General features: G+C 53.3%; 12 protein-coding genes. 3 read left to right on the top strand and 9 right to left on the bottom strand.

Annotated elements, in window-relative coordinates:
* Positions 1-104: 104 nt before the first annotated feature.
* From EYF70_RS10370 to EYF70_RS10360, 3 genes are all read right to left on the bottom strand, one after another.
* Entirely contained in the window at positions 105-1,478 is a 1,374-nt protein-coding gene (locus EYF70_RS10370; protein ID WP_131145323.1) for an ATP-binding protein, read from the bottom strand.
* A complete protein-coding gene (locus tag EYF70_RS10365) occupies positions 1,468-2,133 on the bottom strand; it encodes a response regulator transcription factor (protein WP_131145322.1) in 666 nt (221 codons plus the stop codon). The genes EYF70_RS10370 and EYF70_RS10365 overlap by 11 nt, the downstream gene beginning before the upstream one ends.
* A 473-nt stretch (positions 2,134-2,606) precedes the next feature.
* A complete protein-coding gene (locus tag EYF70_RS10360; RefSeq protein ID WP_131145321.1) occupies positions 2,607-3,050 on the bottom strand; it encodes a GNAT family N-acetyltransferase in 444 nt (147 codons plus the stop codon).
* A gap of 82 nt (positions 3,051-3,132) precedes the next feature.
* Between EYF70_RS10360 and EYF70_RS10355 the strand changes: the two genes are divergently transcribed.
* Positions 3,133-3,687, top strand: coding sequence for a helix-turn-helix domain-containing protein (locus tag EYF70_RS10355; protein WP_131145320.1), 555 nt, complete (start codon positions 3,133-3,135; stop codon positions 3,685-3,687).
* A gap of 271 nt (positions 3,688-3,958) precedes the next feature.
* Positions 3,959-4,324, top strand: coding sequence for a PilZ domain-containing protein (locus EYF70_RS31035; RefSeq protein ID WP_165497612.1), 366 nt, complete (start codon positions 3,959-3,961; stop codon positions 4,322-4,324).
* Between the two features lie 412 nt (positions 4,325-4,736).
* On the opposite strand, the gene EYF70_RS10345 is transcribed toward EYF70_RS31035, so the two are convergent.
* A complete protein-coding gene (locus tag EYF70_RS10345) occupies positions 4,737-5,768 on the bottom strand; it encodes a CapA family protein (RefSeq protein ID WP_131145318.1) in 1,032 nt (343 codons plus the stop codon).
* Positions 5,765-6,205 (bottom strand): hypothetical protein, encoded by a 441-nt coding sequence (locus tag EYF70_RS10340; protein WP_218943765.1) that lies wholly within the window; start codon positions 6,203-6,205, stop codon positions 5,765-5,767. The genes EYF70_RS10345 and EYF70_RS10340 overlap by 4 nt, the downstream gene beginning before the upstream one ends.
* A gap of 913 nt (positions 6,206-7,118) precedes the next feature.
* Between EYF70_RS10340 and EYF70_RS10335 the strand changes: the two genes are divergently transcribed.
* Positions 7,119-7,847 carry a hypothetical protein gene (locus EYF70_RS10335; RefSeq protein ID WP_131145317.1) on the top strand — a complete coding sequence of 243 codons (729 nt, stop codon included), beginning with the start codon at positions 7,119-7,121 and terminating at the stop codon, positions 7,845-7,847.
* Positions 7,848-8,941: 1,094 nt separating this feature from the next.
* Here the strand turns inward: EYF70_RS10335 and EYF70_RS31580 are convergent.
* The 4 genes from EYF70_RS31580 to EYF70_RS10315 form a co-directional block, all read right to left on the bottom strand.
* A complete protein-coding gene (locus EYF70_RS31580) occupies positions 8,942-9,163 on the bottom strand; it encodes a DUF1016 N-terminal domain-containing protein (protein WP_229420901.1) in 222 nt (73 codons plus the stop codon).
* 267 nt (positions 9,164-9,430) lie between these two features.
* Positions 9,431-10,612: a response regulator gene (locus EYF70_RS10325; protein WP_131145316.1), complete on the bottom strand. Its 1,182-nt coding sequence runs from the start codon at positions 10,610-10,612 to the stop codon at positions 9,431-9,433.
* Positions 10,593-11,066 (bottom strand): response regulator, encoded by a 474-nt coding sequence (locus tag EYF70_RS10320; RefSeq protein WP_131145315.1) that lies wholly within the window; start codon positions 11,064-11,066, stop codon positions 10,593-10,595. The genes EYF70_RS10325 and EYF70_RS10320 overlap by 20 nt, the downstream gene beginning before the upstream one ends.
* Positions 11,041-14,466, bottom strand: coding sequence for a hypothetical protein (locus EYF70_RS10315; RefSeq protein WP_131145314.1), 3,426 nt, complete (start codon positions 14,464-14,466; stop codon positions 11,041-11,043). The genes EYF70_RS10320 and EYF70_RS10315 overlap by 26 nt, the downstream gene beginning before the upstream one ends.
* Between the last annotated feature and the right edge of the window lie 13 nt (positions 14,467-14,479).

Raw genomic sequence — 14,479 nt, 5'->3', positions numbered from 1 at the left:
TCGAAGAAACCCAAAGGAAACCTTAATGCAGCGTGAAGTCCGCTGTTGCCGATCGCCGACAGCAAGCGTTGGATGTAGTCGAGGTACAAGGCTTTTCAGCGCGCTCAGGGTTGCGCCGCAAAGCCCACGGTCACGCGCAAGCCCTTGCCTGCCGCACCGGGGCCGAGATGAATCGTCGCGTGATTCCGCGCCGCAGCCGAAGCCGCGATCGCCAGCCCCAGGCCACTGCCCGGCTGCCGCTGCCCGGGCACGCGGAAGAAGCGCTCGAACACGCGCTGCCGGTATTTCTGGTCGATGCCCGGGCCCTCGTCCTGCACCGTCAGCTGGTGGACGCTACCTTCCGCTTCCAGCCGGACCGAGACCGTGCCGCCATCGGGCGAATACTTGATCGCGTTGCTGACCAGGTTGTCGACCAGCGCACCCAGGCTTTCCACGTGCACCCGGCGCAGGCAGCCGGGCGCCGCGTCGAGTTCGATCTCGATGCCGCGCGCCAGCGCCATCGGCACCATCAGCGCCAGCCGCTCGCTCAGGAAGGCGCTCAGGTCGGTCTCGACCATCGCGCCGCTGTCGGACTCGATGCTGGCGCGTTCCATGGCCAGCAGCTGGTGCAGCATGTGCGTGGTGCGCGTGACGCCATCGCGCAAGCCTTGCGCCGCCTTGGCAATGGCGGGCTGGGCATCCGTGGCGCTTCGGCTGAGGATCACGTGTGCGTTGATCTGGATCGCCGCCAGCGGGGTTTTCAGTTCATGCGCGGCATCGGCAATGAAGACATGCTCGCGTTCGATCCGCTGCCTGGCGCGGTTCAACAGGCGGTTGATGGCGCCCACCAGCGGGGCCAGTTCCCGGTACGTCGATTCGGGCAGGTTCGTCAGGTCGAATTCGTCGCGCTGCTCGATCAGCGCGGCGATCGTGCGCAGCGGCTTCAGGCCGATGCCGACGATCAGCCAGGCCGGCAGCAGCAGCAAAGGCAGGCTGAATACGGTGGACGACATCAGCACGTTCAGGCCCGACAGCGAGATCATCCACTCATCGTCCACTTCATGGCAGCGGTCCACCAGCAGGCCCGACGCGCCATCCTTCGCGCTGGTGCATTCCCAGGAATTGGCGATGCGCGCTGCCTTGCTGCCGAACACCGGCAGCACATCGGGCAACTGCGGCGCCGAGTTGTACAGCATCGTGCCGTGCTGCCAGATGCGCAACCGCACGCGCGAGCCGTAGCCAAGATTGGCGAACATGGCTTTCCGGGTCGCCTCCAGTTGCGCCGCATCGGCGCGGATCGCGGCGGGATCGCTGGCGATGCGCAGCATGTGCAGCATGATCTCGCGCGCGTGAGCCGTGTTCTCGATCGCCGTGCGGGTGCGCTGCGTGGCCTTGGCGTCGGACACGACATAGGCCAGCAGCACGAGCGTGACCACGGCGATGACGCCGGCGAAACCCAGCATCAGGCGCCGGAACAGCGACGATTCGCTACCCAGCATCGTCCTGCAGCATGTAGCCGATACCCCGCACGGTGCGGATGAAGCCGTCGCCGATCTTCTTGCGCAGGTTGAAGACGTGCACGTCGAGCGTCTTGCCCTCGGTGCTGCCGAGCACGCGCCGCTCGATGTCGGCCCGCGTGATCACCTGCCCCGCTTGGCGGATCAGCGTCTGCAGCAGCGCGAACTCGGTCTTCGACAGGGCCACCGGCGCGCCGTCCAGCGTGACCTTGACGCTGCGCTCGTACAGCACCAGCCGCCCCAGCGTCCATTGCGGGTCGCGCTGGCTGTGCGTGATGCCGGCGCGGCGCGCCACTGCCTGCAGGCGCACCAGCAATTCCGGAATATCGAATGGCTTGATCAGGTAATCGTCGGCACCGAGATTGAAGGCGCCCAGGCGGTCCTGCAGGCTTTCGCGCGCGGTGATCACCAGCACCGGCAAATTCAGCTCGGCGGCGCGCAAGTCGCGCAACACGTCGGTCCCGTCGCCGTCCGGCAAACCGAGGTCGAGGAGCACGACGTCGAAGTGTTCGTTGCGCAGTCGGTCGACGGCATTCGCCGCCATCCGGCACCACACGACCTGCCAGGATTCCGCGTGCAGCACGCTCAGCAGGGCTTCGCCGATGGCGATGTCGTCTTCCAGTAAAAAGATCTTCATCCGGTGCAGTGTAGCAGCGCGTTTTGCCGGCGGGCAGCGCTGTGGGAGATTGGCAACGTTTCCAATGCGAGTGACAAAAACACAGGAAATATCGGATAAACGGGACTTGACGCAATCCCGTTGCGCTAACCCCGCATAATCGCGTGACCGCGTGTGATATCTCACTGTGAATCTACCGAACACCCCGGTACGCGACGGCCCATCTACTGTGCAGTCTTCAGGTTTCCTTTAGCGGGGGGTTGACGCGTGCTCGGGTGGCCTGCCCTGCCCCGCAGCCGGAGGTGCCGCGATCAGGTAGTCGCGCCTCCCTTCCGGCCGATCAAGGGTCGCCGGCACGGGGACGAGGGCCGGTTCCCTTCCGCCGCTCGCGCCTGTCACTGCTGTTTTTAGTCTTCTCAGGGCTCGCACTGCACGGATCTTTCGCACGGTGGATTGGAGAGCTTACGGCGACTCCGTGCAAAGCCCGCAGCCTGCTACTTCTGCATGAAAATACTGTTGGGATCGTTGCTGTAGTCGCCGAACGGTCCGCGCTTCCGGTACCCGCACCGTTCGTAGAAGGCAATCGCTTCCGGTTGCAGATAGCCGGTTTCCAGCATGAACCGGGAACACCCGCGCCGCCGCCCTTCTTCCTCGAGCAGGGTCAGCACGCCCCGGGCGAGGCCCAGTCCACGTTGTTCTGGCAAGGTGAACATCCTTTTTAATTCACCGTACTCGCTGTTCAGCACAAGTGCGCCGCACGCCAGCGCCTTCCCCGCCCGGTCGCGCGCCACGGCGAACAGGACATTGGGCTGGCATAGTGCCTCCATGTCGATGCCGTGATGGCTTTCGGCCGGATACAGCGGCACTTGATATTCGTCGAGCAAGGTGATGAGGGTTACAATTTCCGCCTGTCGGGGCGATTCGAAGGAAATGTTCATGGCAAATGGAGCAGTGGTCGGCAGACCGTTGGCATATTAAGTAAAACGATTCTACTATAGTAGAATCCACTATGGTGGAAAAATGTCGAGTGACCTGGATGGCGTTATCGCCAAACGCCTGCGCGAAGAGCGCCTGGCTCGGGGATGGACGCTTGAGCGCCTGGCCGCCGAGTCGACCGTGAGCCGGGCGATGATTTCGAAAATTGAACGTAACCAGACCAGTCCCACGGCAGTGCTGCTCGCCCGGCTCACCGGCGCCATGAACCTCACCTTGACGTCGCTGATGAGTGAACGAGGATTAGCGGCGCCATCGGTTCGCCGGGTACATGACCAGGACGTATGGAAGGATCCGCAGACGCAATACATGCGGCGCCTGGTTTCCGGCGGCGATGCGGAGGTGGAGATCGTCGCGATCGAGCTTCCCGTGGGCGCCGTTGTCGAGTTCGGAGGGTTGCCCAGCGACCTGCATGAAGAGCAGGTGCTGATGCTCGAAGGCGTCCTGACCCTGCAGGCCGGGCCAATCCAATCCAGTCTCCACCCGGGCGACCTTGCGCGGTTCACCGCCGATCAGCTCCATGTCTTTTCAAATCACGGGCAATCGGTGGCACGCTATCTGGTCATCAAGCGGCAAGCGTGACTTCGGCTGCCTGGGCATCCAGCCTTCCCCATCATTCCACTCGACTATCCCGAGCTTCCGTCATGTCCCGGGCGTGCAGCGGAACACCTTGCAGGTGACCACCGGACACGCCAGCACCTCGACCACGGCGCCCCCGCCCGGGACTCATGCTGTCACGTGGCGCCTTCGGCCGTTGAGGAGCACTGTGCCCGCACAAACGCGCTGCCAGTCTTATCTTTCGGTCCCGGCTGGGATATTCTCCACGTACCGATTAATCACTGAAAACTATCCCTTGCCGGAACCGATCTCGGACCAGCGCCGCGCACACGTGCGCCGGTTGCTAAAAGTAGAAGCCTCGCTCAGCGACAACGCGAGCCCGCACGTCTGGCGTGCCCAGCTGATCGATATTGCGCGCATGGGGGTTGGATTCGTCACATCTGAAGTACTGCCGGAAGAAGGCCACTTTGTGCTGGACTTTCGCTTTCCCGACAGTGACATCCACGACAAGGTCGAGATTGTCATCGTCTACCGGCGCGCCATAGGCACCGAGGGTCGCTACCACTACGGCGCCCGGATCCACGCCATGACGCAGGATTGTGTTGACCGGATCGTCGAGTATGTGACCCGGGCGGAGCCGCATAATGGCCAGCTTCGATAGCATGGCGTTCCCCATTACGTCCGGTCGACATGCCGAATCGGGATTACCATGACTGCTGAGTCGCTCCGGCTTTGCGCTCTGGATTCTCATCACGGCTCGCCAGCCGACCCGCCGCTCGAGAGGACGTTGACGGTAACCCAGGCCCAGAAGCTGACAGCCGCGGCATCGAACGGGATTGCTGGAACACGGCTTCCATCTATCCGCCCGACACGCGCCGCTACGATCGCTAGATTGGGGTCGCGCTGCGCCGGAAATACTGACCGGCCCGCCTGTTACGTCACTGTCACCGCTATCTTCCCATCATTGCCACCGATGATGGTTCAGCTCGCCGCATCGCGGGCCTTTTCTCGATGCGCACCGGATTCACTGCCCGGAGCCGCTCGCCAGTCCGCCGCCAGTATGGACGGCCGCGCTACCTTGGCACCTGGGCCATGCACGCCCGCGCTTCGGCCGTCTCGCGATCCCAGCATTGCGCCGGCAGGTCGGGCCGCGGATGCGGCGTACCCTGGCCATCCATGCGAGCGATGACGGTATTCCAGCTGCGCACGCCATGCCGGTCCAGCTCGAGGCGCAGCAGCCAGCCGGTGTTGTTGTCCACGTCCGTAAAGCTGTCGAAAACAAAGTTGCCGAGGCTGTAGACGATCGGCTTGCCGCGATAGCTTTCCACGTCCTGCGTGACATGCGGATGGCCGCCGATCACCGCATCGGCGCCGGCATCGATCATCAGCCGGGCCAGCGCGCGCTGGCGCGCGTCGGCCAGCGGTTCGTGCTCGATCCCCCAGTGCATGAAGGGAATCACCACGTCGGCACCATGCACTTCGCGCGCCTGGATGATATCGCGGCGCACCTGTTCATCCTCGCTCCAGGCGATGCCCGGCTTGTCGGCATCGGCCTCGAAACTGCGCGGGAAGAATTCGTTGTAGCCCAGCAGGGCGATCCGCAAGCCCTTCCGTTCCACGATCAGCGGCGCGTGCGCCTCCGCCAGGTCGCGACCGCCACCGAACGCGCCAACCTTGGCCTTGCCCAGGCGATCGAGCATTTCGGCAAACGCCGCCGCACCGAAGTCGCCGCTGTGATTGTTGGCCACGCTGACCGCATCGAAATGGCGCTTCACCACGGCCATCGTGCGCGGGTGGGCCAGGAACGTAAACGGCTTGTCTTCCGCTATGCCACGGGCGGCGATCACGCACTCCAAATTCGCCACGCGGATATCCGCCTCGGCGAGGATCTTGCCAAACGGCGCCAGCGGATCGCGGCCACGCGCGATCGACTTGCCGGGGCCATCGGCCAGCATCACGTCGCCGACGATCGCCAGGGTAACCGGCTCGCCGGCGTCGTCCTGGGCGGCGGCAAACCCCGCCGGCAGCACGAATGCGGCACAGGCGGCGAGGTTGCGCACATGGCCAAGACCGAGCGCCTGCGCGGCGAAGGTGTGGCGCTTCATGCCGCCACCTCGCGCAGGGCGCAGTCGTAGCTGAACTCGCGGCCCAGGCGGGGCTCGTACACGTACACGGTGCCCGTCAAGCCGGGGCCGTTGTCGTGCTGGAGCGCTGGCGCGACATACTTGGCCTGGTGGACCAGGCGCAGCTTGTCCCCACCCTCCTCCGCTCCACCGCGCGCGGTTTCGTAATACGTGTAGAGCTTCACATACTCGACGCCGCCGGCATCGCCCACCACGACCGCCTTGAAGCGGAAATGATTGATTTGCCGCGTCGCGACCGTGTAGGGATCGGACGTCGGCGCCACTTCGATACGTGTTGCGGTGCCCCCTTGCGCCAACTGGCACACGAGGCGCGGCGCGGCGCTTGCGGAAGCACCTGCTGCTAGGGCAATGCAGAACAGGAGGCCGTTCGACAGTGTCGTGCGGGAAGAAGAAATCACGGGAAACCTTGCTGGTGAGGGCGGTGCGACGCGGATCGCAAACCCGGCAGTATAGGCGAAAAATGACACAAAGTAAGTATTGTTTCCTTGTTGATATCAAGAGCCTTCCAGAGTGAGGGACGCATGTTCGGCTACGCCATTGCCTGGCTCGAGTTCGGATCGATGTTACCTCGGCATGAAGGCAAGCGCGTCGAAGGAGCAATTCGACGAGCCGTTCGGCTAGCGTTGCACTGCACTGCAGTGCGGTACGGTCGATCCAGTGAGCCAGCGTCGAGCTAGCGAAGCCATACTTTGACGCGCACCGATCTATGCGACTCGGTACGCCGGCAGATGGTCGAGGTGCTTATTGTCCACGACCCATGCCAGCAGGGCCGCCAGAAGCAATGATGCCGTCGACCACTGCCGCCGGGATAGCTGGTTCGGTTACAGTCTCGCAGGCGCGGCGCAGTACCTAACGGCAGTAGCTGGCCGCCGAATGCTTGCGTTGATTTTCAGCCAATTGCCCATGTCGCTTCCCGTTCGCCAGGGGGCGGAGATCATAGTCACCAGATCGTTCCGGTTCGAAAAGTGCGCGGTAAGGACTGTCTGGAGACGCTCAGTCGCAGCGCGAACGGCTACAGCCCATCAATTTTAGTGCCGCGAGCTGTTTGCTTGAAGCCACACTGCACTGACGGGCATGTTCTTGACAGATCCCAATAAGCTGAAATAGCAACTTGAAACTGGAAGTCACGCCATCCGGCCGCTTATTGTTGAGGAACAGCCATACCACAGGTCGAATGAAACGATTTGTCGCCGAGCCACTCGCGGCGCGCTACTAGTAAAAAGGAACTTTAGGCGCTGTGTGCATATCTGAGAGTTTCTTCGCGCGCACGTTAGTGCATAATACATCGACCTGCATTCAACTGTAGAGACAGTGATCGCGGTATTGCACACCAACGAGTTAAGAACTTTATTTATTCCAGAAGAGCCGGATATGAGCTTAATATTAACCGTTACCTTGAAACAATTATTAGGACTGGGCATTACCGTATTCCCACTTTTGATATCGCTCCCTGCCGCATTGAAGGCTTGGATAGAAGCCAAGCACCATCGAAGCACCCTTAAGCGAGCCGAGTCGGAATTTGCTTTCAAAATATGCGAGCGTATTCAGGACCCATCAATAAATCGATATTCGGAAGAATTGGCATATGCCGCGTTGGTAGGGCAGCGGCACTTGTCTCATGCGCAACGAGCTGTATTATTAAAATTGAAGGATTCTGAGCAGATGATTGCACGGTATAGTCGAGTGCGACAATTGGTCGATGTCAATGTAACTTGGCCATACCTGAGATGGAAAGAGCAGCGCTACCGGTGGCCGTGGTATCGCAAACCTATCATTTATCTGAGCTATGGTGTTTACCTTTGCTTCAGCCTTGCTGGCATTTTGCTCTTGATCCTGCCAGAAGCGATACCGATCAAGGCAGGCACAACTGAAAAGGCTCTCATCGTTACATACCTGCTTATCACCAGTTCGTTAGTGCTCATTGACGGGCTCAAGCTCGGCCTTGCGTCTGATTTAATCAAGGCTGCCGCAGAGCAAGCGCCAGTCCAGCCGCCTAGTACGAGATCTGAACTCGATTTTGATGTCGACGAGCATGACTAGAAAATGGTCGAATCAGTTCCAGAAATGGCGCCTGTGGGAAGCGGTGCATTTAAATTTTTGTTATTCCATGAACGCCTCTAGAGCCTCACCTCGCAAAGCTAAGATTATGTATAATGCTATATATCACTATGGACTGCAATGGGACGTTTGCACTGTAAAGTACAAAGTGCCTCCAGGTGGAGATATCCTACCCCTAATTTCTAGAGCAGATGAAAAGGCGAGGGGAAATTCTCGATTGGTTGTAAAAATGTGACGTCTTTGTAACGCCCTACGGGTTGGGCATCGGACCCTGTTCAGTAGGCAGCGTAGTTTGCTGAGATAGAGTGTTTTCTCTAAATATTAATTGCTGAGCGAGCCTTTCCCTGCCAGTGGCCGATAAATTGCCACATAGTTATAACCGCAAGCTTGGGATGATTTGAAGAATGAAGGGTCTTCCCACAGTTTGACGGAAACATCTTGAATGCCATAAAACTGTCGTGCTTTGAGCTGCTTGATGTTGCGAGCTTTTGCGAACTCGGCATAAAAAAAAGCCCCTCAAATCAGGGGCTTAGTGTTGTTGAGTTGCCTGTCAATGCCTGAGCATTCAGGCTAACCCATCATTCCCACTCGACTATCAATGGGTTTTGCCAAGTCGTTGAATTCGACGGCGAAACAGGCGGGCCCTGCCGTCCGGATACCATTGGAAATACCATGACTGCTGATTCGCTGCGACTATGAGCTCTGAATCTCTCATTACGACAAATTATTGCTCAGCAATTCGGCAGGTCGCGACATCAATGAACGGGCAACCTGGGCACCATTTCGCCTTCACGCTTATGCAAATATACGCCTGCTCGCGTCGGCATTGAAGCCGGTCACTTGTGCTCATGCAGAGACGGTGTCATCCGAACCTCCTATGAAAAATTCTGGAAACACCCTCGTACCCACCTTTCTACCCACCTACTGTTCGCGGTCCTTGGCGGCCGGCTTTGCACTTTCTTGGATCATTTAATGGTGCCGCGCACCTGCCAAATAACTATCCCTTAATAGAGCACGAGAACTCCAGTTCTGTGCCACGGCTTCGTTCATGTACCACTGCCGAGCCGCGTCGCCCTCTACGCGTAGGAGCTTCCGGTAATCGTCCAGCTCAATTCGTGACGCAGTGCGTCACACTCTGAGAACGCTTGGTAAAACAGGCGCATGTACCGCAGCTTCGATGCATCAAGGCCCTTACCAAACTCAGCGGTCAAGGCCTTCGCCAGATCAGGCAACAGTCGCTTACCGTACCGCGCACGCGCTGCACCGCCCTGCTCGAACTCAACGATATTCCGCCCCATTTCCCCGCAGGTTTGCACCTGTATGCTGTCGACAGAGCGAACAGCGCGTTGCAAGCCTGGGGAATCAGATCGCCGAGTTTCGCTAACCGCATCGGAATGTCATGCCCCGCAGGCAGAGAAGAGGTAGAATCAACCATTCGGAATTCTTCCCGCTAGTATTTGAGAACCTAAAACTTTGGCACCTCTTCACAGTTATTATGCAACGTACACTGGTACAGGACCACCACACGCCAGATTGCATTAGGCTAATTCAACAATTCATCCAGATTACTTAGCTAAAGAGAATAGTCCCATACGGTAAAGTACCCAAAGAACTCCAGAAGCATATAGATAGGGTTTAATTTTACCTATAAAGGATATTATACCCTCAACAAAATGATGGATAACACCGGGTTCGTTTCGCTTATCAAACTGAGCGACGGGCACCGAGGGATCAAGGAGTGGAATCCAAAATTCCCGCATAAAAGTTAACCCGTAAAAATAGACACTATGCCCTCCCAATTGGAAACGGTTGGTAATGCTCGGGTTTTGAATGCCATAAAATCCTACCTTGCCTGCCATTCCGGTCTTTAGTACCACAGCCTCGCTAACCCATAGCACTAGATCGTTCTGTGCGCAATCATTAATTATCTCCACACCACAGCCATTTAAAAATCGCCAATCGTAATTTGAGCGAAGTACGCTCCCACTTAAAACTATACGATGAACATTTCTATATCCTTGACGATATAGCTCCTCAAGAGCATTTGCAACTAGAAAAGTTCCAAAGCTGTGAGCAAATATTATAAATTTCTTCTCGCGATCTTTATTGAAGACACCTGACAAGTGCGCTATCAGACGATTAACCTCTACATCTCTAGATGTTGGAAGCAAAAACGATAGAGCAGAAAAATAGCCGTATTTGTGGTGATGGAATTCAACATGGCCTGCACTTTCAGTGACTAAGGCTTGAAGCTTGTGTTGCCATCCTCCATATGTTCGAATTCCATGCACAGATATAACGTTCAGAAGCGGCAACCGAGCTCTAGCCACTTGCGACTCTGCAGTATAGGCTAAGGAATCAAGCACAGCATTTTCCCAGTCAGGTTGCTGAGTTCTCGCCTCCACGACCGCGACTCCGAAATCTGCGAAGGCACTGCGATACTGCTGAATATCCTCTAGGTAGGCGGTCAGCGCAATAATTCGCTCAGGTTTCCGCAATTTCCGGCCATTACAGATCTGGTTGAGCAATCGTGAGCCGTTATGAGCACTTGGGGTATCATCGGAACGCTTGGGCACAACTACGTCAAGGACGAGTGCATCAAAATACTGATCAGATAACAGCTTTGAAACCTCATCTGTAGTACTTACTTCATGCACCTTGAAACTAGAAGTTTTGTCGATAGAACTTAAAAACCCAACCAGACGTTGCCGCCGAACAACATCATCATCACAAATTATTATTTTCATATTTTATTTCTTTGACAATACTTTCTAATGCTTCTTTCCATAATGCAGAGGTGGCATCAAAGAACACCATTCCAACAAAAGAATCTCCACAGTCCAAACGCAATTGTTTAGCTAGCGAATCAAAAGTGTACGAATTCCCCTTATCGCTAAATGAAGAATATTGCGTTAGAAAAACTATTTTCGTTTTACTTTTTGCACGTGTTAATTTTCGAGCAATTTCTCTACCAGCCAAAATACGAAATTTCCCGCCAGAATCTGATGCAGAACGATCATAGGTCGGTAAGCTAACGTCCAGAACTATTAGGGTGAAATCTTGTTCTAGTACGCGTTGACATGCACTGGTGAATGAAGCGGCAGTAGTAATCTGTATGCTACCATCTAGTGAATTTAGAAAATCTAAAATCCTAGATTGTTTATAAGGATTATCTTCAACCAGTAGTATTTTTTGGTTCATAGTAAATAGTAGCTGTGAATTTTCCCTCAATCATCGCGACATCAAGCCGTGTCCCCCCCCCTAGACTTGCGATGCTATTAAATGCCTTCACAAGTCCCGAGCCACCTTCCGTTCTAATCAGATTTAACGAATCAGCATTTGAAATTTTGCTACGAATTGCAGATATGAATTCACTGGTCAACGTAAGCGATTTTTCAGCAATAAGGTCATTTTGAATTTCCAAAATTACCAGATTATCAACCACCTTGCCGTTTATTGTTACTTTAGTGCGCGACCATAATCCACTATGACGATAGCAATTATCTAGAAGATTGACCAAAGCAAGAATTAGTGGTTTTACGGCCGTATTGTCAATTGGAACTTGGTTTAGACTGGCTGAAAGGTTTGTATCGATCGCAAACACACCACCTTTTACCCTTTCAAAAGAAGTAATGGCAATTGCAATTGCCCTATCCATCGTTCCAGCAAGAATCTCATTGCTGGTCGCACGACGAAACCACTCCGCAGCAGTTGATATATCATCGCGTACTTCATTTCGGACTTGCGATACAGCTCCGCGCAGCTCCACCAACGACATGTGACGAGTGAGATGCAACAGGTTAGTCTCAAGAACCTGAAAAAGTCCGTCCAAATCAGTCCTAAACTGACCATTCAATCTTTCGCGAATACCGTCTAACGAGTTATCGATATGTTCCCATAATATTCGAAAAATGAACATACAAATAGCATCTGGATCCTTCTCACTCTCTACATAAGCATAAATTTTGTCAAAGTCATCTTTGGATAACTCATATTCTATGAGCGCTGAGCCACCAGTAGCAGCAGTTTTTATTTTCATCCAATTCTCGGCTTCCGCGATTAGGGAATTAAGGTCTTCCCCAAACTTGTTCAAAATTTGCTCAATCTCCTCCATTCCAGATTTTGAAACAAGGTGATTAATCTCCCGCCAGTGATCATTTGGGAGATAAAATCCTTTCGCGTCGGTTTCTGCTAAAAGTTTCTTTTCCTCTAGCTTTGCATGCATCAAATTAGAAAAGAATCCGTGTCTAATTTCGCCGCTAAGAGCCTTGTCCAGACCGAATTTTTCATCAAACATGAAAGCCTCCATTACCAAGTTGCACAACCTTAATATAATGGCGTTACGCGCTCCGGATAGGTAACCATGAGCTTTCCCGAAGACCGGTTGGTCGAGCGTTATCGTAAATCTTTCTTCAGCGCTGTTGATATGTTGGTCAAACAATGTTACTAGGTTGGCAATTTCAACACGTATCTTCTTCCTTATTGCGCTCTCATCAACGCTAATCTTAGCCCCGTTGAGATTCGTGGTAGCAGTCTCAATGATTACTCTGCCAACGATATCCTCAACTTCACGACTTCGAGTACCGGAATCGATCAACTCCCTTTCCGATAGCTCGTCAAGTATCTTTACTCTTTCAGCAAACAATTCATGAATATTATTAAAGCATGATAGAAAATCCAATACTTCAGGAATGCAAATCTCTCGATAAAATACTTGGCTCAACTTATCATCTGCCCCATCCCGCCTTATTAATTCGCTCGGTAACGAAATATCATGTTGCAAAAGTAAATCTTCAAATGATTCGTTAAGGACATAATCCTTATTCTGCGATACGAACCTGTAATAATAGAATGCAACGATCACAGCTTCCAGGCTAGCGTGGCCGTCTGTTTCAATGATTTCGATTAGACGTTCCATTGGAAGTACAAGATAAGCGCTCTCTATGTCCACAAGGTAACGAGCAGCCGCGCACAAGAGTTCTTCTTTTCTACCGGATTTAAGAAAATACAAAACTCTCGTTTCTAATCCATCTTTTATTCTTTTCTCTGCATCTAAATATTGATCTAGCAGATCCTCAGTGAATTTTGCTCGGGGCGATTCATCAATTGCGTGCAACGCCCGACGCTTCAAAATTCTATAGGTCGGGACGGGTTCGCAATATCCCGGCACTTCAGACTCATCAAAATAAGATTGGCTTGTCGCGATCAGAAGTGAGTATGGAGTTGGTTCAACACTTGATAGCAAGGCCAAACGCGCAGCGATATTCCTACCAGATTCTTCGTACTTCCACGGCAAAGCTTTATATACGGCCAATTGAAGCTGAGGTGCCCAACCTGCGTTATTGAACCTGACTGCAAGCGATTTTAACGCCTCTAGCGAATTTTTTGTGTTTTTTGAAAGAGCATAAATGTTTTTTAAGTGCTTAGTTACCCGATCAATAATTGGCGCCTTAAATGAAACTTCCGTATCCGTATTGCTTACGAGACTTTTCGCTAAAATATTTGCGTAATTTAGGGGATCTTGCATTTCGGCATGATTCTCGTTGAAAATAGATATCACGTCGCCATACATTCCGAGTTCGTAGTTTTTTATTAGCCTATCGCCAATTTCTGAGCGCTGGTGCAGTTGAATTTGGTCTAAGGCATTGTAGAGCTTTTGTAACGCGTGGATTTTTGTTTCGTTCACCAACTGCTTGAACTCCCTTATACGCATCTGATCAGTTTCTAGCAATTGTTTGAATTCGTTGTTAGCTAAAGCAAGGCGTAGTATCTTCTCAAGAATTGTGTACTGATCTATAGCAGTCAGAGCATGAAGCCTCAAAATCGCCGGCCAGTAACTTCTCGAAGTCATCAGTGGCTGTGGCGTAAATAGAAGCTCAAGTAAGCTAGCAAATTCGTCGTAGGGCGTATCCTTGAGTTCAGCGCTCGTCGAAAATATTATTCTTTCCAACACCGAGATAGGGCTATCAGTGTCAGTCAGTACGCGCGCATAGTGTAATATTGACCCAATCAGTGTGGTTTCTATCCCTAATTGCAGGTGATCAGAATAATTAGCCAGATCGCTAGGCCGTTTTAATTCAGACAACAAAAGAATTTTAGTACGAACATACCAAATCGATTCACCAAGCTTTTCCTTGAGATTTTCAAGACTCCCAAGTGCCGCATCATAACTACCATTTAAAATATCCCTATCGATTCCTTCACGGAATGATGTAAATTCGTTTATTAGTTCTTGATTTTTCTGGAGCGTAAACCGTATCAGCCTCCACGCGCGCTCTTCACTAAGTCCACCAATAGAAAGCCCATTTTTCGCAGCTTCAATAACGCCGGTATGTAATCCGGCAAAATGTTTTCGAAAACGGCGAGTAAGAATTAGCTTATCTAGATTTCTAGGCAAACCATGCAAGTCATCATCGCGAATCAAATTTGCAATAAGTGCTTTATACTCGTCATCAGGTAATGTAGCAGATAGCACAGAGGAGTAAAGCGACGAATACGCAGACGAAAATCTTTTTCTACTTTTTTGTTGGTTTTTTTTCATCAGTATCAATTCTTTGGCATAGAAAATAACGATTTTAGAACTTCCTACAGATAATGTCACGAATGGCTACATA

The organism is Pseudoduganella albidiflava, from assembly GCF_004322755.1.
Taxonomy (GTDB): domain Bacteria; phylum Pseudomonadota; class Gammaproteobacteria; order Burkholderiales; family Burkholderiaceae_D; genus Rugamonas; species Rugamonas albidiflava.
Note: the sequence above shows the minus strand (reverse complement) of the source record. Positions and strands in the feature narration are given on the sequence as shown.

What these genes read in the sequence shown, in the direction of transcription:
- EYF70_RS10370 (WP_131145323.1), bottom strand. Translation starts at nt 1,478, where the DNA reads ATGCTGGGTAGCGAATCGTCGCTGTTCCGGCGCCTGATGCTGGGTTTC.
- EYF70_RS10365 (WP_131145322.1), bottom strand. Translation starts at nt 2,133, where the DNA reads ATGAAGATCTTTTTACTGGAAGACGACATCGCCATCGGCGAAGCCCTG.
- EYF70_RS10360 (WP_131145321.1), bottom strand. Translation starts at nt 3,050, where the DNA reads ATGAACATTTCCTTCGAATCGCCCCGACAGGCGGAAATTGTAACCCTC.
- EYF70_RS10355 (WP_131145320.1), top strand. Translation starts at nt 3,133, where the DNA reads ATGTCGAGTGACCTGGATGGCGTTATCGCCAAACGCCTGCGCGAAGAG.
- EYF70_RS10345 (WP_131145318.1), bottom strand. Translation starts at nt 5,768, where the DNA reads ATGAAGCGCCACACCTTCGCCGCGCAGGCGCTCGGTCTTGGCCATGTG.
- EYF70_RS31580 (WP_229420901.1), bottom strand. Translation starts at nt 9,163, where the DNA reads ATGGGGCGGAATATCGTTGAGTTCGAGCAGGGCGGTGCAGCGCGTGCG.
- EYF70_RS10325 (WP_131145316.1), bottom strand. Translation starts at nt 10,612, where the DNA reads ATGAAAATAATAATTTGTGATGATGATGTTGTTCGGCGGCAACGTCTG.
- EYF70_RS10320 (WP_131145315.1), bottom strand. Translation starts at nt 11,066, where the DNA reads ATGAACCAAAAAATACTACTGGTTGAAGATAATCCTTATAAACAATCT.